Here is an 18,168-nt window from a genome sequence, read left to right on the forward strand (position 1 = left end):
GCCAGCTCACTCCATGTCCTCGTCGAAAGCCACAGGTTTGCTGGAGTCGATACCCCGAAGCGAGCCCCAACCACTGTCATCCACTTTCGTTTTTGAGCTGGCGGCGCGGCCTCGTCGCATCGTCGCTGTCGCCTTCACCGCCGCATCCACCAGCTTGCGTTGTTCGATCGCTATACCAACGATCGTGCGGGTGTTGACCTCTCGTCGCCCTTTCGCCAGCAGGCTACGCCTCGCAGCAAATGCTTCGTGCAGCGTTACCGAAGCCAGGGTGAGATCGGCGTAACGTGCTTCCACGAAGCTGCCCGATGGTCGCCGCACGAAGACACGAGACATATCCCTTGGGTCGTATTTGACGAGAAGCCGGCGATTTGCAGCCCCGAGGTCGGCACTCAGGGCTGCCGACCAATAGCGCATTCCAAAAAGATGGATACCGGTTGGCTGTAATGTACGCTCCTGCTCAGGTAGGAACGTCAGCCAAAATCGCATTCGGTCCTGCGGCAAGCGGAGCGGAATTTCACCCTCGTACTCACGCCACACCGCGATGGGCGGGCGCCCCAAAGTGCGGTGGATTGAGTGATGGTAGTTGCCGACAATGTCGAGGGCGATGTATCGCTCGAGTTCGCGGAGTGTCAGCGCCGAATGTCGCTTCGAATCGTATTCACCAAGCTCCTGTGAATTGCTGAAAGTAGTACCGGGTAGCAAGTGGATCCTTCCCATTTGGGTGCCGATCAGCCTCTCGATATGTCCGCCGAAGCGCGGTTCACCAGGTGGTCGCCAGTCGATCGCTACGCCAGCATCGTCGCACCCCCTCTTAAACGCGCGGCTCCTGAAGTCGCTGCCGTTGTCGACATGTAACGTCTCAGGGAGGCCAGCGACCGGCCACGGCTCAGTGATCTCGCGCTCCCTCAACCAAGGCGATTTGTCAAAGACGGAATGTAGCAAGCACAAACTGGTCGAAAGTCGGGAGGGCGCGTCCATAGTGAGGTGGAACCCTGTCACCATCCGACTGCAGACATCCATTGCCAGAGTTAGCCAAGGCCTTCCGATGGGTAGACGCGTCTCCTCGTCGACAACGAAGATATCTGCTTTCGTATGGTCGACTTGGACGATCTGGAGTGGGCGCGAGGCGGTAAGCCCTCCCGGCACGGCCGTTGTCCGCTTCACAATTTCGGCTTCGCCTCGTCGTTTCGCGCGTTTGTGAATGTCGATGTCCTCGAGACGAGTTTCGATCGTCCGGCGATGGGGCGGCTTTAGCCCAGCCGAGACGCAGTTCGTTTGGATATCCCGAACCAGTTGAGAGATACCTGGGCGGTTTTTCGTCAGATAATACCGATTGATCGTGGCGCGGATGATTTCCTCTCGCTTGTCGTCGAGCATCCTGCGGCCGTCAGGCCGGCCGGGTTTGCGTTCCACGAGCGACATTACCGTTCCTCCAGCTCGAAATAGCTTGGTAAGACGGAATGCAGTTGCCCGACTGACTTCCAGTTCGGAAGCCAGAAGCGCCATATCCCCGGCTGCAACTTTGCCTGATCGATGTATCAGAAATCTTCGGATAGCCTCGGCTCGTCGACACGCCTCATCCCAAAGCGCTTCGTCAACCTCATCAGGGAATGGATCAGTCATGCAGAAACACCGTCAATTGTGTCGACAAATGAATCTCACATTAAGTGCCAAAAACCAAGATGGAATCTCAAGTTAAGTGCCAAGTCTCACATTAAGTGCCGGGCTATCTTGTTGAAACTGTTAGGAGTGGAATCTTACGGTTAGATGCAAAACGACAGGTGTTGGGTGTGTAGTCTCGAAGCGTTTCGCAAATGTTGATTTATGATTATTGGCAGGATAGCCTATTTTGTGATACACACAAAATAGGCGGCGCGGCCCTTTCGGGCCTTAGCGCCCGCAAGCGGGCTTGAGAGATGAACACAGACGCCCAGAATGGAACGGTAGGGAGCGCAACGCGCCGTTATGGCGCGGTGACGCATGTCCGCTTTTCGAGCGAAGAAATGGCCAGCCTCAAGGCCATCGCGCAGCGGGAAAACGCCACCGTCAGCGAGGTCGTTCGGCGGCTGGTGCGAGCCGAGACCGGGCATCTGCCAGTGGCATCGGAGGCGCTCCTTCCGGCTATCCTCGAGATGACGGACCAGTTGCGTCGGGTCGGCCTGAACTTCAATCAGGCCGTGCGTGCCATGAACGAGGGGCGCGTTCCCTATGACGAGGATCTCGAAAGCGCACTGATTGCCGTCGGCGATCTGGTGCGACAGTTCCGGGAGGAATTGAAGGCGATGACGATCGGGTCCCGGAAGACGACGGGGACCAAGCCATGAGCCGCCGCCTTGCCGGTTATGCCGCCGAAATCGAGCGCTACCTGCATGGGATGCCTGTGGTGCGCGACGATCCGGATGACGACGACCGGACGGCAAGCGCGCGCCGGGAGGCCGGTGAATTCCAGGCCATGCGGATTTATGAGCGCGCCGGCGGGAGTGGGCGTGCCGGTGGAGTGCAAGCCGGCTCAGGAAGCGGCGGCTCTGCGTCGCCGGCGGCCCGTGGACATACGGGAGCGCCAGGCGCGAGAGTGGCATCCAGCAGGACTCCGAGACCTACCGCTGGTTCAGCCTCGCCCAAGGCTGCCAGCGCGCCCATCATGATCTATACCGCCACGCTCGCCGGTTTCCAGCCGGCAGAGGAGGTCGCATCCGCCGGGCCATGCGCAGGCCGACTTCGGCGAGGCGATGGTGGCGATTGGTGATGTCGAACAGAAGGCCCGTTTCTTCGTGCTCGACCTTCCGCACAGCGACACCTGCTATGTGCGGGCCTATCCGGCGGCGGTGTCCGAGGCCTGAGTCGACGGCCATATGCTTGCCGCCGCAGATCATATTGGCCGCCAGATATCTGTCACACTTTGTCACAAACTGCCCTGTCGCTGTAAAACTTGAGAGACATGGCGGTTGTTCAATCTCCTCCATTCGGAACGCTCCCTGAGCAAATTGATGGAGATAGATATGAACAGACCACGCCTTTACATCTTTGGGGCTGCGGCGGCCGTTTTGCTCGGCCTTTGGGTGCTCGGCCATCCAGGAACTCCCATGTTCTATCCTGCTTTTGCCGGCTCCCCCTATATGGACCCCCATATGGCCGAGTTCGGCTTTGACTATGGTTGCGGCTACGGCCACAGGTTTTGTCGTTGGGTGGAAGGTATCGAACGTGGGGTTGGCGCACTGACTGGCAATCCTTACCAACCACCGTTTGCGGACCCGACGCAACTGGGAGAACTGAAATCGACATTGGGCATAACCCAGGCGCAAGAAGCCGACTGGGATACCTATGAGGCGGCCTTACAGGGTGGAGTCATGGCGGTGGAGCGCGAACAGGACAGCCTGCCGTTTTTCTCATGGTTTCGTCCACATGGCACGCACTTTGTGGATGCCATGATCATGAATGAGGAGGCTCAGAAGCAGTCCTCTGCGATAACGGTCGCAGCGCAGTCCCTGCTCTCGAAGCTCACGCCGGAACAGCAAGCCAAGGCGCGTTACATACTTCCGGGACTTCCCGCTGGACCGAACCCCTTTATCGGAATTGAATAGCTCGACGCCGCAGTGATAAGCATGACGAAAAATCGAGACCACAACAAGGACAGCGCTCCACCGCCCGCCGCACATATCCTTGTTGTCGACGACCATATCGAAATTCGTGACCTGGTTTCGCGCGCGTTGCTGAAGGACGGGTTCCAGGTGAGCACTGCGGCCAATGGCAACGCGATGCGGCAGGCACTTGCCAACAACGATATCGACCTGATCGTCCTTGATCTGATGATGCCGGGTGATGATGGCTTGACCCTGTGCAGGGAGGTGCGGGCCAGGTCCAATATTCCGATCATCATGCTGACGGCCAGGAGTGACGAGATCGACAAGGTAGTTGGCCTTGAACTTGGTGCGGACGATTATCTCGGCAAGCCCTTTGGCAGCCGAGAATTGGTCGCTCGTATTCGTGCGGTTTTGCGTCGCAAGACACCCGGTGGCCAGCAAGAACCTGCTCCTCAGCCTCACCTCTACGCCTTCGAACGTTGGAAGCTCGATGTCGATGCGCGTGAACTTATTGGCGACGACGGTGTCTCGGTGGCTCTCAGCACTGGCGAGTACGATTTGCTTATGGCTTTTGCCGAGCATCCGCGACGGGTGCTCAACCGCGACCAACTTCTCGATCTGGCGCGCGGACGCCAAGCGAACCTGTTTGATCGCAGCATCGATACCCAAGTCAGTCGCTTACGTCGGAAACTCGAAATAAACCCGGCAGATCCCCGCATCATCAAGACGGTGTGGGGCGGCGGCTATCTGTTCGCCGCCGACGTGACGCGCCTATGAGAAGGATCCTACCTGACAGCCTGTTCGGACGTACGATGGCTGTGCTGCTCGGCGGCCTGATTGTTTCGCACCTCGCCGGATTCTTGATCTACTATGGTCATCGTGAGGAGGCGACACGGGCGGTGGGCGGCTATGCCATCGCGCAGCGTATAGCCAATCTCGCCCGCCTCGTTGATGAAGCTCCACCTGAGTGGCGGCAAAAGATTATAGCTGCTTCGAACGACCCATCGCTCTCGGTATCGATTTCAGACAGCCCGCTGGTTTTAGAGGGTGGCAATGATTCCATCGCTCTGTCGGTACGCGACTATCTTATGGCTCAGCCAGCCGCCTCCGGCCTTCCCGAACCTCGTGTCGCTACGCTGGTGATCGATAGAAGGGCCGACGATCCTCATGCTGACGGCGGTGCACGATCCCATCACCATATGGGCTTCTCACGGCACAGCGATGAAATACAGGGTTCGGTACCGCTAAAGGATGGCGAATGGCTATCGTTTTCTGCTCAGTTCCCCAACGGAGCAAATACCGCCTCCCGGCAGCTCCTACTGGCGATGGGGATCATGACTGTCGTCATTCTGGGCCTATCTGCCTGGCTCGTGCGCTCGGTTGTGCGCCCTCTTGATGACCTGGCCACGGCTGCGCAACGATTCGAGACGGACCTCAATGCGCCACCAATGCCGGTCAAGGGAACACACGAAACCCGGCAAGCCGCACGAGCCTTCAACAAGATGCAATCGAAGCGCCGTGAGTTGATCGAGAACAGAACGCGTATCCTGGCCGCGATATCACATGATCTACGCACGCCGTTGACGACTTTACGGCTCAGGGCAGAAACCCATCCTGACGACGACGACCGTGAGAAAATGCTCGCAACCATTGCGGAAATGAACACGATGATCTCGGCGACCATGCAGTTCGCCCGGGATGAAGCGCAACTCGGCCCAAGGCGTCGGATCGATCTTGCAGCTTTACTGGCGAGCGTTGTCGCTGACTTATCGGATAGCGGTCTCCCGGCTGATATGGCTCCGAGTGCTCCAGTCGTCTACGACTGCAATCCCGGCATGATCAAGCGAGTGCTGACCAATCTCATCGAAAACGGCGCCAAATACGGACAAGCCGTTCGGGCCAGTATCGTGACCCATCCCTCAACTATCGACATTTTGATTGATGATGATGGCCCCGGCATCGATCCGGCAGAACTGGAGCGGGTATTTCAGCCCTTTTACCGCTTGGAAGGATCGCGTGCACGTGAAACGGGTGGTATCGGCTTGGGCTTGGCCATTGCACGCTCCGCCGTGGAAGCGCATGGCGGCAACCTAACCTTGCGCAACCGACAGGGCGGCGGGCTGACAGCCCAAATCTCCTTACCAGTCCAGAACCAGCCGTGAAGAGTAGGATGCGATCAGCGTGTACATGACAGCAGCGCGATCAGCACCGCGTTGGGAGCCGGCGAAGAGCCAGGATTTTCTGCCGAGAGCCAGGCCGCGCAACGCCCGTTCAGCCGCATTGTTAAAGGGTATGGTGTTCGCGGCGCCCTTCGGTGATCCGAAAAAGTAGATGAGGTAAGATCGGCCACCGGGATAGGGGTGCTGGGAGCATGAAACGGTGGCAGGCCGTCCTGACCATGAGTCGCGAACTCGAGTTGTTACTTGGCCGCCCCTACGACTTGCCCGGCTGCGCTGCGAGCGCGAATCCGTAGATGTCGTGTTTCCCCACCGGCTCCCGCTACCGGAAGGAGATGGAACATGCGTGTGGTTGGAATGGACATTCATCGATCGTTCGCCCAGGTAGCGATCCTGGACAATGGCGACATCGTGCAGGAGCGCCGCGTTGAACTCATCCGAGACCGATTTCTCCAATTCGCGACAGCGCTGAGAAAGGACGATGAGGTCGTTATTGAGGCGACAGGCAACAGCACTGCCGTCGAACGGCTCTTACGGCCATATGTGAAGCGCGTCGTCGTCGCGAACTCCCGTCTCGTGAAGGCCATCGCCTGGGCGCGGGTAAAGTCGGACAAGGTCGACGCCGCCACTTTAGCGAAGCTCCATGCCGGCGGCCTGCTGCCGGAAGTATGGGTAGCCGACGATACTACGACGATCCGGCGGCGGCAAATTGCCGAGCGCATGGGAGTGCTGGCTCAGGTCGTTCGGACGAAGGGGCGGATACAGGCCATTCTGCATGCCAATTTGATCCCCAAGTATGATGGCCACCTGTTCGGTCTGGAAGGCCGCAAATGGCTGGCCCACTTGCCGCTGGCTCCCGAGGAGCGGGCTGTGCTCGGGAGATATGTTCACGAGCTCGAACGGGTGTCGGCGCAACTTGCAGAACTAGACAAGGAACTTGCGCAGAAATCTCTCGACGACGCTCGTGCTCTCCGGTTGATGACGATCCCTGGCGTGAGTTCTGTCGTTGCTTCCACAATCTTGGCGTCGATCGGTGATATCCGTCGGTTCCCGACCCCAGAGAAACTCAGCAGCTACTTTGGCCTCACGCCCCGGATCCGCCAATCAGGCGATCATCCGTCCCGCCACGGTCACATCACCAAGCAAGGAAACAGCGACGCACGCCGAATGCTTGTTGAGGCGGCGTGGTCGGCGAAGCTGGCGCCGGGTCCCTTGCGCGCCTTCTTCGCGCGCGTCCAGAGGAAGCGCGGTGCGCCGGCCGCCGCCGTAGCGACCGCGAGAAAACTGGCAGTCATGATCTGGCACATTCTTTCGAGTGATCAGGGCTACGCGTACGCAAGGCCGGCGTTCACGGCCATGAAGCTGAGAAAGGTGGCCCTGCGGGCTGGCGCGCCCAGGGCATACGGAAAGGCTGGGCCCGGCCGCGACTACTGGATCAAAGAAACTCGCGATCGCGAGTCGCGATATGTGGAAAGCGCCGAAAGAGCCTATGAGCGGATGGTGGCGGCTTGGGAAGAAAAGCCGCCCAAAACTGCTGCCGGATGACGATCGGGACTTTTCAACACCATCCGTCGTGAGGCAGATGCGCCCATCGTCGAGGAAGCGCGTGAAGCCCGGCCAGCGCTTGAGCATGTAGTCGATCGCCTGGGCGGCAGGCGCATGTCGCGAGAGTTTGGACCGTTCGCGCCGCATCCATTCTTCCAGCTCGGCGACGAGCGGCGAGATCGGCGGCGCGGTCTTTCCCCGGCGGGTGTTGGCGGCGATGTCGGCGAGCACGAAGAACTTGCGCCGTGCATGGCTCCAGCAGAGTGCCTCCGTCACCGGTCCGGGCTTCCGCTCGGGGAAGTTATAGCGCGACGATCAGGATGAGACGGCGGCGACAATCTGGGGATCTTCCGCACTTTTGGTGCAGATCGGTGTTTTCCACCCCGGCCACTTCGCTGATTGCGTTCAGGCGGCTGCCAATAGTCGGCTTCGCAGCAACGCGTATCCGGCCCGCCCGTACATTTGCCTTTTCAGGGTCTTAAGGCGGTTGATGCGGCCTTCGACGGGACTTGTGCTCCAGGGATGAGTGATGGCTGCCGTGACGGCGTCGATATCGCGTTTGATGCCCATCGCCAGAGCATGCAATTCGGTGCCGGCGGCATCCACGATCCATTGATCGAGGGCCGTCTCGTCATCGCCGCGAATGGTAGCGGCAAACCGCCGCGCCAGATCACCTGCCACTTGGAGGTCTGGCGCGTGCTCAAACAGATGACGGAGAAAGCATTGGGTGGCGTCATCAAGCGCGTCCGGCTGCTCACTCAAGAGCTAGGCGCAAACGCGCCGCGACGGTGGTCAGCACCGCGGCGTCACCGCCTCAGACGCGGGTCTCTGCCGCCGTGTGGCCAGCCATCGATAGAGGGTTGCCCTGCTGCCATCAAAACCGTGCTGCCTGATTTCGGCCCATAGGAAGGCGCCGTTCTGTGCCCCATCCCTCAAGCGCTGTTCGAGATAATCTCGAAAGGGATTGATGCAGGTTCGGCGGGCCGGCGGTCGTCGGTGCTCGGGTTCGCCGCCGGCGGCTAGCCAACGCTCAACCGTCCTTACGCTCATGCCGATCCGCGGGGCGATTTGCCGTGGCGCCGGGCCGACCTGCCGCAAACGCACGATCTCTTGAAAGCGGTCGCCTCGCTCCTCTCGTCTCAGGCGACGTAGGCTGTCCCGTGCCGGGTGAGCGTCGGACTGGGATCCCGTCACCTCCCTCGCGTTACCCATTTCGGCACTCCACGCCCTTCCGGCGGCCTGCACGGCTTTGCGCTGGCGGCTGACGGCAAGACGTAGCGCCTCGCTGAGGCTGTTGAGAAGATGCCAACGATCGGCGACCTGCGTTGCCGCTGGAGCGCCTCGCCGGGCGCCATTGGCGTAAAGACCGGCACGGTCGCGCGCAATAATCTCAATGCCGGGGTGACGTTTGAGCCAGGCTGCGACCGTGTCGGCATCGCGATCGGGCAAGAGTTCGAGAATGCGACCGCGTTCCAGATCGCAGATGATCGTGCCATAGCGCTGTCCCTTGCGCCAGGCCCAGTCATCAATGCCGACTACACGCGGGGCTTTCGGTGGCTCGAATTCGGCGGCGCGGATCATGCGCAACAGCGTGTCGCCGCTGACCGGCATGGCGAGCTTGCACGAGAGCCGGAAACCGGGCTGGCCGCCGACGGCAAAGCCTATCGCCAACTGGCTTTGGCCGAGACGCACCGTACGCCGCGCCTTCGGCCGGACAAGATCAGGCAGTCTCTCGGTGAAGATCCGCTGCGGGCATTGCACGCTGCCACAGCGAAACCGTCTTGCCTGCAGCCGGATTTCGATAACCCGTCCATGCCACGGCAGGTCGGAAAGCCGACGCGTGTAGTGGCTGTGTAAACGTCGGCTTTCAAGGGCATCAGCGCCCATCAGATTGGCCTAGTCGGCCCGAAGCTGCGATTTTGGCCAACTCAAAGAACGTTGTGGGAACATGGCCTGCGGGATTGACCTGAACAGCGCCCGCTCGTGACATTACGCTCCAATTTGAGGAGCGTAGTTAATGAGTATGGGTATTTCGAGTTTGGATTTTGCCGACCAGTGGAGTTTGAGCTTCGCCGATATTGATTTCATCAATTCCAAGCCGGCAGCAACAAGGCTTGGTCTGGCCGCGCAGTTGAAGTTCTTCAGCGCACGCGGCTTTTTCGCCGAGAATGGCGTCGCATCGATCCCGCATGATGCCATTGAGTACATTGCCCAACAGCTTGGCCTACGAGCCGATGAGCTGTCCGGTTATGATTTCGGCGGAAGAACTGCCCGACGGCATTGCGCCGAAATTTTGCAGCATCTCGGCTTTCGTCGTATGCAGCGCGCGGACCGGGAGGCCCTGTCTTTCTGGATTGTGGACGATCTTTGCCCGTCCGGACAATCCGTCGGCACTATGCTTGAGGCGGTGTTCCTGTGGTGCAGGGATCGCAATATTTACGGCCCATCGGCCAAAGAGTTAGAACGGCTGGTTCGATCACAACGACAGCGATATCTGGACGGTTGGCTCCATGAGGTGAGCGCAGCGCTGCACATTGAAACCATTGCTCTGATGGTGGGGTCCTTGACCGACGCGGATGCGCCGACCGGCTTCAACGCAATGAAAGCCGATGCGGGTCGCGCAACACTCGACAATATTCTTGAAGTGACCGGGCGGTTGGCATTCATCCGGAAATTGAATCTTCCCCGACATATGCTTGCAAATATCAACCAGGCATGGGTTGAGCATATTGTCCGCCGCGTTTCCGGCGAGAAGGCTTCCGAGATGCGCCGTCACACGGAACCTCGCCAACTGGCACTTTATGCTGTGTACCTGATGGAGCGAGAGTCGACGATCACGGATGCAATGGTCGAACTGCTCGTTGAAACGGTACACAAAATCGGAACTCGGTCGAAACGGAAAGTGGTGGGCGACATCGCCAAGGATATCGAACGCGTCTATGGCAAGGAACGGCTTCTCGTCGATATTGCCACCGCGTCGATTGATGCTCCGGATGGCCGCATTTGCGATGTCATCTTCCCGGTTGTCGGCAAGGATAAGCTGGCGGCGATCATCAAGGAAAGTAAAGCCAAGGGTGCGCTCGACCGCCGCATTTATGCAGTCATGCGCAATTCATGGGCCAATCATTATCGCCGCATGCTGCCAAGCCTGCTGTCAGTGCTGGAATTCCGATCGAACAATGCTGTCTGGCGACCTGTCTTATCCGCTCTTGACTGGCTCAGGGCGAAGCTGGATGATGGATGTCGGTTTGTGTCACAACGGGAGTTGCCCATCGACGGCGTAATCCCGACCAAGTGGCGCAATTCCGTCATCGACCGAAATGGTCGTGTGAACCGCATCAGCTATGAGCTCTGTGTTCTGACACAATTGCGCGAGTGCATCCGGTCGAAGGAAATCTGGGTAGTCGGCGCCGATCGCTATCGCAACCCCGATGATGACCTGCCGAAGGATTTTGCGGTTCGTCGTTCTTCTTACTATTCTCGGCTAAATCTGACTGAAAATGCCCGTGAGTTTGTGGCGTCGGTTCGCAATGAACTGGAGCACGAGATGCTGCTCCTTAACGAAACGATCCCGCGAAATGAGAAGGTGAGAGTTCTTTGGCGGGGCAAAAATCGGATTTCCATCACGCCGTTCAAGCCCGCGCCTGAGCCAAACGGACTGGCCGCGATTAAATCGGAGATTGGCCAACGCTGGCCGATGACGGGTCTCCTTGAAGTTTTGAAGGAAGCCGCACTCGACACCGGGTTTCTCGATGCATTCGAAACTTCGGCCTCCCGCGTCGCATTGCCCAGGGCCACCCTGGATCAACGATTGCTTCTTTGCCTCTATGGCCTCGGTACCAACGCCGGTCTGAAGCGAGTGGCTGGCGCTACCGCTGACGCCAGCTATGAAGAGCTTCTGCATGTGCATCGCCGGTTCATTCATGCGGGCGCTTTACGGGAGGCATGTGCGCGTGTCGCCAATGCCACGCTAGCAATTCGCAATGCTGCGGTCTGGGGTGATGCGGGAACAGCCTGTGCTTCGGATTCCACGAAATTCGGAGCTTGGGACCGCAACCTGATGACCGAGTGGCATGCCCGTTATGGCGGTCGCGGAGTCATGATTTACTGGCATGTCGAGAAGCGCGCCACATGCGTTTATTCTCAGCTCAAACGATGCTCGTCATCAGAGGTCGCGTCGATGATCGAGGGCGTTCTTCGCCATTGCACGGATCTGGACATCCAGCGGCAATATGTCGATAGCCACGGGCAGAGCGCTGTTGGTTTTGCTTTTTGTCGGTTGCTCGGATTTGAACTCGCTCCGCGTCTGAAGGCAATCGCCCGACAGAAGCTTGCGCTGCCGGATGTGGGCTTTCGGGGAAGATTGTCAAATCTGCTTCCAATTCTGTCCAACCCGGTCAACTGGGAAGAAGTCGAGCAGCAATATGACGAGATGGTCAAATATACTGCTGCCATGCAGAGCCGCACAGCCGATCCGGAGGCAATTCTGCGCCGCTTCGCTCGAGCGGAAGTGATGCATCCGACTTATAAAGCATTGAGCGAACTCGGCCGCGCAGTGAGGACGATCTTTCTCTGCCGCTACCTGCGTCAGGAAGCCTTCCGCCGGGAAATTCATGAAGGCCTCAACGTCGTCGAGAACTGGAACAGCGCCAACGGTTTCGTCTTCTTCGGCAAGGGTGGCGAGATGGCGACCAATCGCATTGACGAACAGGAAGTATCGGCGCTGGCGTTACATCTACTGCAGGCCTCGCTTGTCTACGTCAATACGCGCATGTTACAGACGGTGCTTTCGGAGCCGTCATGGGAAGGTCGAATGACACCGGAAGACTATCGCGGTCTTACGCCGCTAATCTATGCTCACGTCAATCCTTACGGTCGTTTCGACCTCGATCTGGACAGTAGGATCGATTTCGGCAAACTCGCGGCATGAGCAGCGACGCGAGTTTACTCATTAAAAAGGAGTTTGAAAATTGGCTTTTGTTCCAGACGGTTACAACGCGTTCATCGTAGACCTAAACTATATTGTTTCTCTCGATCGCGTTGATGCCGCTATCTCCGACCATGTGGCATTTCTCAAGAAAAACTATGCTTCCGGCGTTTTCCTCACTTCCGGTCGGAAAGTGCCTCGAACCGGAGGTATCATTATTGCTGTTGCAGAGAACAAAGGGCAGTTGTTGTCCATTCTTGATGAAGACCCCTTCCTTAAATTAGGACTCGCTCAATACACAATAACCGAATTTGTCCCGTCAATGTGGGCTCCTCAGTTCGAGTGATTGGTCGGGGCACGGTTTTCTGTCGCGACACAAGCTCGTAAAAATCTCCCAATCAATGGGGGGCTTTCGCGGCGTGTGAATTGTCACACATAGGTACGCCCTAGAGTGACATTCAAATGTGACGCACGCGGAGTGTAACAAAAGGGTGGATTTTCGGAAGAAGTGACGTTACACAATCGAAACCACCCTAAAGTGACAGATTTGCCATGGCTCGCATCGGATACGCCCGCGTCAGTACCACAGATCAGGACCTCGACATTCAAAACGAGCGCTTGAAGGCTGCCGGTTGCGAAATCATCCGCTCAGAAACCGGATCAGGGGCATCCCGAAAGGGGCGGTCCGAGCTGGAAACCATCATGCAGTTTCTCCATGCGGGCGACGAGCTCGTTGTGCTGCGGCTTGATCGACTTGGCCGATCAACGAGGGATGTTCTCAATCTTGTTCATGAGCTGGATGAAAAAGGTGCCTCGCTGCGCGTCCTCGAACCGGAAGTGACGACGGCCGGAAGCATGGGGCGAATGGTCATTACCATCCTCGGCATGGTTGCCGATATGGAGCTCAAGTTCATCAAGGACAGGCAAAGAGCCGGGATCGACGCAGCGAAAGCCGAAGGCGTCTACAAGGGGCGCAAGAAGAACATTGATGATACCGAAATACGCAGGCGGATCGCTTCTGGTGCAACCAAAGCGGCAGTTGCACGCGATCTGAACGTTTCCAGAATGACCGTATACCGTGCTTTGGCAGGTCAGGGAGCCAACTCAGAAATCACGTAAATCTGGTGTTCTCTGTCCGTTCTTTGAGTTGGCCAAAATCGCAGCTTCGGGCCGACTAGGCCGAGAAGGCGAAATTGGCGCTATCGAACTCGCGGTCCTCACGAGCCGAGATCCCTCCCCTCCTCCAATAGATTATATCCTGAAGTCTGGCGGGATTTTCCGAGAAACAACAATCCACGATATCGATGTGGCTCGGTGGTTGACCGGTGAAGATCCCGTATCCGTCCAAGCAACCGCGTCGTCTCTGACATCGCAGGCGATGAGCGATGCCGGACTGGCTGACACGGTCGTTCTCACGATGTCCATGCCATCCGGTGCGATCGTTACCATCAACAATTCGTGGCGCGCTGCGTATGGCTACGATCAGCGCGTCGAGGTTCTTGGCAGGTTGGGAATGCTGCAAGTTGCCAATCGGCTGCAAAATGGCGTTACGAAGATGGGGGGTTCGGGCACTTGGAATGCCAATCCCGAGCCATTCTTCCTTGAACGCTACTCAAATGCATATCGCTCCGAACTTGATTATTTCGTCACTGCCGTGCGGGAAGGAAGCCCTATTTCACCAACCGTCTCCGATGGCCTCAAAGCGCTGGAGATCGCTTACGCCGCCGAAGAGTCAGCAAAAACCGGGCAAATGGTCGCTCTAGTCTGACAATCACCGAAAGGACACAACATGAAAGTCGCACTCGTAACGGGAGCGTCTCGCGGCCTGGGGGCTGTAATGGCGCACGAATTGGCCGCAGCAGGGTGGGCGGTCGCCGTCAACTACGCAAATGATACAAATGGAGCGGAATCGGTGGTCGCCAAAATCCGCGAGACAGGAGGAACGGCATGTGCCGCTAAATTCAGCGTTATTGACAAAGCTTCAATAGCGCATGGTCTGGATGCGATCAGTCATGCTATCGGGCCCGTCGACCTCATCGTAAACAACGCGACCGGCCCGCAGCCCGAGATGCCGTTGATGGAGCAATCATGGCGTACACACCTCGATCAATTGGAGTTTTTCGTGAAGGCTCCCCTTGAGCTGCTACAGGCGGTGTTGCCCGACTGGCGCAATCGTAAGGTTGGACGAGTGATCAACATCGGCTCGGAGATCGCTGAACTCGGGAACGTCAATTTCGGGAACTACGCCTCCGCGAAGGGCGCTATGCTTTCCATGACCCGCTCTTGGGCGAAGGAACTCGCTCCAGAGGGCATTACAGTCAACCTCGTCGCGCCAGGTTGGATACCTGTGGAACGACACGAAGGCTCGCCTCAGGAGCGGATCGACTGGTACCTGGACCGAACTCCTATGGGACACTTCGGAACGCCTCACGATATTGCCCACATGGTTGTCTTCCTCGCGTCTGAGAAGGCAAATTTCATTACCGGGCAGAAGCTCGCTGTTAACGGTGGTCGAACGCTTCTCTAGAGTTTTCCGTGGGGACGAACCGCCTGATCGTCCCCACATTCGATGCAAGGGTGCTAGATGCGCGGCGATCAAAGCTTAGGCCCCGTTACCGGCTCTTATGCGCGTGTATAGGCCGTTTTCACTTGCGTGTAGAATTCCCGCGCGTATGACCCTTGTTCACGCGGTCCATAGGACGACCCCTTTCGCCCGCCGAAGGGCACGTGGAAGTCTGCCCCTGCAGTCGGTAGGTTTACGGACACCACACCTGACTCTGAATTTCGCTTGAAATCCGTCGCATACTTCAGGCTGGTGGTGCAGATGCCCGAGGAGAGGCCGTAGGTCGTGTCGTTGGCAACATGAAGAGCCTCGTCATAGTCTTTAACACGGATTACGACTGCGACCGGCCCGAAAATCTCTTCTCGCGAGATAGTCAAGTTTGGCGTTGCCTCCGTGAACAGCGCTGGTGACATGTAAAATCCTTTAGTAGGCCGCACGAGCTGCTCCCCTCCGAAAGCCAAGTGGGCGCCCTCGGATTTTCCCTTGTCGATGTAACGGAAATTTTGTTCAAACTGCCGTGCATCGACTACAGGACCGATACGTGACGCCGGGTCCAAGGCATGGCCGACGACCAGTTTTTCCATGCGCTGCTTTACCGCGTCGACGAAGCGATCGTGAATGCCTTCCGTCACGATGAGACGAGAAGATGCGGTGCACCGCTGACCGGTTGAAAAATAGGCGCCATCGACTGCAACGTCAGCGGCGATATCTAGATCGGCGTCGTCTAGAACGACGAGCGGATTTTTTCCGCCCATTTCGAGCTGGACTTTCTTCATTTTTACGCTGCCAACGGCCGTTGCGGCGACTAGCCGACCTGTACTCACCGATCCTGTAAACGAGATCGCGTGGATGTCGGGGTGCTCGAGCAGTCGCTGGCCGACAGTCCCGCCCCGCCCCAAGACGAGATTAAACACACCCTTCGGCAAACCTGACGCCGCAATGATCTCCGCGAGCATTTGTGCGGACGCTGGAGTGAGATCGGCCGGTTTCAAAACTACGCAGTTTCCGTAAGCCAACGCGGGTGCGATTTTCCATGCCGGGATAGCTAGGGGCACGTTCCAAGGAGTGATCATGCCGATAGTTCCCATCGGCTCGCGGGTGACCTCAATGCCCACACCAGGGCGAACCGACGCGACAACATCGCCGGCGAGACGTATAGTCTCCGCAGCGAAAAAGTCGAAAATCTGCGCGGCTCGGTTCGCCTCGCCAATTCCTTCGGAGAGTATCTTCCCTTCTTCTCTCGAGATGAACTCGCCAAGCTCCGCCGCACGGTCGGCGAGTAGGCTCGCGATGCGCTTCAATATGACATGCCGTTCCATGGGAACGCTACGCGACCATTTCGGAAAGGCGGCCTTCGCCGCACTAACTGCCTCGTCGACATCCCAGGCGCTACTACTGGCATACTCGCCAATCGTGTCCGCAAGGTCAGACGGATTGACATTGGCTTTCACCGCATCGGGTGTTCGCCATTCGCCATTAATGTAGTTGCCGACAGCTTTTTTCATTACAAAATGCCTCTCAGATCAATGCGGCGCGATCATCAGTGGCAAGTTTTGGAGATTACCGTTGACCTACTTGCCACGCCCGTCGATGAGCCATCAGCTGGCTTCTAGCCGTCCCGCCTTGGGGCCATAAGGGAAGTACGGTGGGTGATCGCCGATGGTCTTCATATCGACTTCGACAACTGTCGGCCCCTTGACGGCAATCGCGTTCGCGACAGTCGCGCCGAAATCCTCAACCCGATCGACCCGCCAGAATGGGATCCCCGAGATCGCGCACAGCTCCTTCAAATCGGGTCCGTCGATGGTGTCGAACCGGCGGCGTCCGCCGGCGGCCTTGTCCTGGATATGGCGGATCACGCCGTACCCGCGATCGTTCATGATCAAAATGACCATATCGAGATTTTCCTGGGTCGCAGTCCACAGCTCCGCCATGCTTAGAAAGAAGCCGCCGTCTCCGGTCATGACGATCGTCTTACGTCCGTTCGCCGCAACCGCAGCTCCGATACCCAAGCACATTCCTTGCCCAATGCCCGCGCCGATTGGGTAAATATTCTGGCGTGTATCCTGCAACTGAAGGAGCTTGTTGCCCCAAGTGCTGTTGTTGATCGTGATGTCACGAGCCCAGAGTGCGTCTTTGGGCATAACGGCGGCAAGTTGCTCCGAGAATGTTTCGTAAGGACCAAGAGTTCGCGCAAACGAGGTCCTAGCTTCATTCTTCATGCGCTTGAAGTCTTCGGCGTAACCCGGATCGATCTGGATCTTACCCCTAATCCGGCGGGCGAGCTCCGCCAATACCAGCGTCGCTTCGCCCGTGACGAAGCCCTTGTTTGCATAGGTCCGGTTGTTCGCTGCCGGATCGATATCGATTTGCCATAGGTTTCCGGGCAGGCCAACGCTAAAGTCCAGGGTCTCATGGCCGCGTAGTCTTGAGCCCGCGACGATCATTAAATCGACGGTTTTGTAGAAATCCTCGACAGGAACCACTCCAGCTCCGTTCAGCGCCCCTAGATTCATCGGGTGCCCCTCGGGAACCACGCCGCGTCCGGCCCAACTGGTCACCATTCCGACGCCAAGATCGAGAAGTTCGAGTACTGGCTCTCTTGCTTTAGCCGCCCCCCGACCGAGCCATAGCATTGGCCGCTTTGCATTCAAAACCGCCTCAACCAGTGCGTCCACTTCGCTGTCCAGGCTGGGGACGATGGTATCGTCAGCAAGCCCGTAATAGTCCAGGCTAGCGGGACGCTCGACTGGCGCTCTCTGAATGTCGATCGGGATCTCGACGGTAACCGGGCCACGCGGAAAGGTAACAGCGTCGGCGACAGCACGTTGCAGAACGGCGAACGCCTCTGACGCGGCGCGGATGCGGTAGGCAGACTTACAGGCGCTAGCCATGATCCCGAGCTGATCGGGAATATCGTGAACCGTGCCCATACCGCGATCAACAAACTTGGTCGACGTCTGGCCAGTGATGTGAAGAAGCGGCGTACTTGCAAACCGAGCCTCCACCAAACCCGCGACCGCGTTGGCGGACCCCGCCCCGGTACTCGTAACTAGAACACCGATGTGACCATTGGCACGAGCGTATCCATCAGCCATGTGGCTGGCTCCGAGCTCGCCTCGCGAAGTTACGAACCGCATGCGGTTCTTGCGCGAAAGGGCGTCGAGCATCGGAATGTTATGAACCGATACAATACCGAATGCCGTGTCGATATTCAGTTTTTCAAGAAAATCAGCTAGAAGATCGCTGACAGTGTATTCGCTAGACATAACCCCTCCTCGGGTTTCGAAACAGGCGTCAGGCCTGGTAATTTGTGGTTCTACGCCAGCGCTTTGGGCGACGCGCATTTGCGGTACGCCGCCAAGCGGCTCGGCG

At 58.0% G+C, this 18,168-nt stretch carries 16 protein-coding genes and 3 pseudogenes; 12 read left to right on the forward strand and 7 right to left on the reverse strand.

Translation table 11 applies throughout. From position 1 onward, the window contains the following. Positions 1-6: 6 nt before the first annotated feature. A complete protein-coding gene (locus MKS82_RS17455; protein ID WP_240579058.1) occupies positions 7-1,422 on the reverse strand; it encodes a Mu transposase C-terminal domain-containing protein in 1,416 nt (471 codons plus the stop codon). Positions 1,423-1,916: 494 nt separating this feature from the next. On the opposite strand from MKS82_RS17455, the gene MKS82_RS17460 reads away from it, so the two are divergent. The 6 genes and pseudogenes from MKS82_RS17460 to MKS82_RS17485 all read left to right on the forward strand — a co-directional run bounded on the left by MKS82_RS17460 (position 1,917) and on the right by MKS82_RS17485 (position 5,743). Beyond that, on the forward strand, positions 1,917-2,324 hold the full coding sequence (locus MKS82_RS17460) for a hypothetical protein (protein ID WP_240579067.1): 408 nt from the start codon (positions 1,917-1,919) through the stop codon (positions 2,322-2,324). After that, entirely contained in the window at positions 2,321-2,746 is a 426-nt protein-coding gene (locus MKS82_RS17465; protein WP_240579068.1) for a hypothetical protein, read from the forward strand. The genes MKS82_RS17460 and MKS82_RS17465 overlap by 4 nt, the downstream gene beginning before the upstream one ends. Next, positions 2,688-2,837, forward strand: a pseudogene (locus tag MKS82_RS17470) (IS21 family transposase); the annotation flags it as partial. The gene MKS82_RS17465 and the pseudogene MKS82_RS17470, both read left to right, overlap by 59 nt. 162 nt (positions 2,838-2,999) lie before the next feature. After that, positions 3,000-3,581, forward strand: coding sequence for a Spy/CpxP family protein refolding chaperone (locus tag MKS82_RS17475; RefSeq protein WP_240579069.1), 582 nt, complete (start codon positions 3,000-3,002; stop codon positions 3,579-3,581). Between the two features lie 21 nt (positions 3,582-3,602). Then, positions 3,603-4,358, forward strand: coding sequence for a response regulator (locus MKS82_RS17480; RefSeq protein WP_240579070.1), 756 nt, complete (start codon positions 3,603-3,605; stop codon positions 4,356-4,358). Beyond that, positions 4,355-5,743 carry an ATP-binding protein gene (locus MKS82_RS17485; RefSeq protein WP_240579071.1) on the forward strand — a complete coding sequence of 463 codons (1,389 nt, stop codon included), beginning with the start codon at positions 4,355-4,357 and terminating at the stop codon, positions 5,741-5,743. Before MKS82_RS17480 ends, MKS82_RS17485 begins: the two co-directional genes overlap by 4 nt. 6 nt (positions 5,744-5,749) lie before the next feature. Here the strand turns inward: MKS82_RS17485 and MKS82_RS17490 are convergent. After that, a pseudogene (locus MKS82_RS17490) lies at positions 5,750-5,866 on the reverse strand (IS66 family transposase); the annotation flags it as partial. Positions 5,867-6,115: 249 nt separating this feature from the next. On the opposite strand from MKS82_RS17490, the gene MKS82_RS17495 reads away from it, so the two are divergent. Next, positions 6,116-7,303: an IS110 family transposase gene (locus MKS82_RS17495; RefSeq protein WP_240579138.1), complete on the forward strand. Its 1,188-nt coding sequence runs from the start codon at positions 6,116-6,118 to the stop codon at positions 7,301-7,303. On the opposite strand, the pseudogene MKS82_RS17500 reads toward MKS82_RS17495, so the two are convergent. From MKS82_RS17500 to MKS82_RS17510, 3 genes and pseudogenes are all read right to left on the reverse strand, one after another. Next, positions 7,280-7,597: pseudogene (locus MKS82_RS17500) on the reverse strand (IS66 family transposase); the annotation flags it as partial. The gene MKS82_RS17495 and the pseudogene MKS82_RS17500 overlap by 24 nt on opposite strands. Before the next feature lie 111 nt (positions 7,598-7,708). Continuing rightward, complete coding sequence (locus tag MKS82_RS17505; protein WP_240579072.1) at positions 7,709-8,065, reverse strand: transposase; 357 nt, start codon at positions 8,063-8,065, stop codon at positions 7,709-7,711. A 30-nt stretch (positions 8,066-8,095) separates the two neighbouring features. Continuing rightward, a complete protein-coding gene (locus MKS82_RS17510) occupies positions 8,096-9,190 on the reverse strand; it encodes an ISL3 family transposase (RefSeq protein WP_240579073.1) in 1,095 nt (364 codons plus the stop codon). Between the two features lie 130 nt (positions 9,191-9,320). Here MKS82_RS17510 and MKS82_RS17515 point away from each other — a divergent pair, with 130 nt between their 5' ends. The 5 genes from MKS82_RS17515 to MKS82_RS17535 all read left to right on the forward strand — a co-directional run bounded on the left by MKS82_RS17515 (position 9,321) and on the right by MKS82_RS17535 (position 14,757). After that, complete coding sequence (locus MKS82_RS17515; RefSeq protein ID WP_240579074.1) at positions 9,321-12,233, forward strand: Tn3 family transposase; 2,913 nt, start codon at positions 9,321-9,323, stop codon at positions 12,231-12,233. Positions 12,234-12,273: 40 nt separating this feature from the next. Beyond that, the gene (locus MKS82_RS17520; RefSeq protein ID WP_240579075.1) at positions 12,274-12,576 is read left to right on the forward strand and encodes a YciI family protein; all 303 of its coding nucleotides are present in this window, start codon (positions 12,274-12,276) and stop codon (positions 12,574-12,576) included. A 206-nt stretch (positions 12,577-12,782) separates the two neighbouring features. Beyond that, positions 12,783-13,349: a recombinase family protein gene (locus MKS82_RS17525; protein WP_240579076.1), complete on the forward strand. Its 567-nt coding sequence runs from the start codon at positions 12,783-12,785 to the stop codon at positions 13,347-13,349. Continuing rightward, the gene (locus MKS82_RS17530; protein ID WP_445558085.1) at positions 13,309-13,998 is read left to right on the forward strand and encodes a Gfo/Idh/MocA family protein; all 690 of its coding nucleotides are present in this window, start codon (positions 13,309-13,311) and stop codon (positions 13,996-13,998) included. The genes MKS82_RS17525 and MKS82_RS17530 overlap by 41 nt, the downstream gene beginning before the upstream one ends. Before the next feature lie 21 nt (positions 13,999-14,019). After that, positions 14,020-14,757: an SDR family oxidoreductase gene (locus MKS82_RS17535; RefSeq protein ID WP_276313391.1), complete on the forward strand. Its 738-nt coding sequence runs from the start codon at positions 14,020-14,022 to the stop codon at positions 14,755-14,757. Between the two features lie 95 nt (positions 14,758-14,852). On the opposite strand, the gene MKS82_RS17540 is transcribed toward MKS82_RS17535, so the two are convergent. Both MKS82_RS17540 and MKS82_RS17545 read right to left on the reverse strand, forming a co-directional pair. Then, positions 14,853-16,298 carry an aldehyde dehydrogenase family protein gene (locus MKS82_RS17540; RefSeq protein ID WP_240579079.1) on the reverse strand — a complete coding sequence of 482 codons (1,446 nt, stop codon included), beginning with the start codon at positions 16,296-16,298 and terminating at the stop codon, positions 14,853-14,855. 93 nt (positions 16,299-16,391) lie between these two features. After that, positions 16,392-18,062 carry a thiamine pyrophosphate-binding protein gene (locus tag MKS82_RS17545; protein ID WP_240579080.1) on the reverse strand — a complete coding sequence of 557 codons (1,671 nt, stop codon included), beginning with the start codon at positions 18,060-18,062 and terminating at the stop codon, positions 16,392-16,394. Between the last annotated feature and the right edge of the window lie 106 nt (positions 18,063-18,168).

The sequence above is a fragment of the Ochrobactrum sp. A-1 genome (genome assembly GCF_022488005.1).
Classification (GTDB): domain Bacteria; phylum Pseudomonadota; class Alphaproteobacteria; order Rhizobiales; family Rhizobiaceae; genus Brucella.

Coding starts and splice junctions, on each gene's coding strand:
- MKS82_RS17455 (WP_240579058.1), bottom strand. CDS start 1,422: ATGTCGCTCGTGGAACGCAAACCCGGCCGGCCTGACGGCCGCAGGATG.
- MKS82_RS17460 (WP_240579067.1), top strand. CDS start 1,917: ATGAACACAGACGCCCAGAATGGAACGGTAGGGAGCGCAACGCGCCGT.
- MKS82_RS17465 (WP_240579068.1), top strand. CDS start 2,321: ATGAGCCGCCGCCTTGCCGGTTATGCCGCCGAAATCGAGCGCTACCTG.
- MKS82_RS17475 (WP_240579069.1), top strand. CDS start 3,000: ATGAACAGACCACGCCTTTACATCTTTGGGGCTGCGGCGGCCGTTTTG.
- MKS82_RS17480 (WP_240579070.1), top strand. CDS start 3,603: ATGACGAAAAATCGAGACCACAACAAGGACAGCGCTCCACCGCCCGCC.
- MKS82_RS17485 (WP_240579071.1), top strand. CDS start 4,355: ATGAGAAGGATCCTACCTGACAGCCTGTTCGGACGTACGATGGCTGTG.
- MKS82_RS17495 (WP_240579138.1), top strand. CDS start 6,116: ATGGACATTCATCGATCGTTCGCCCAGGTAGCGATCCTGGACAATGGC.
- MKS82_RS17510 (WP_240579073.1), bottom strand. CDS start 9,190: ATGGGCGCTGATGCCCTTGAAAGCCGACGTTTACACAGCCACTACACG.
- MKS82_RS17515 (WP_240579074.1), top strand. CDS start 9,321: ATGAGTATGGGTATTTCGAGTTTGGATTTTGCCGACCAGTGGAGTTTG.
- MKS82_RS17525 (WP_240579076.1), top strand. CDS start 12,783: ATGGCTCGCATCGGATACGCCCGCGTCAGTACCACAGATCAGGACCTC.
- MKS82_RS17535 (WP_276313391.1), top strand. CDS start 14,020: ATGAAAGTCGCACTCGTAACGGGAGCGTCTCGCGGCCTGGGGGCTGTA.
- MKS82_RS17540 (WP_240579079.1), bottom strand. CDS start 16,298: ATGAAAAAAGCTGTCGGCAACTACATTAATGGCGAATGGCGAACACCC.
- MKS82_RS17545 (WP_240579080.1), bottom strand. CDS start 18,062: ATGTCTAGCGAATACACTGTCAGCGATCTTCTAGCTGATTTTCTTGAA.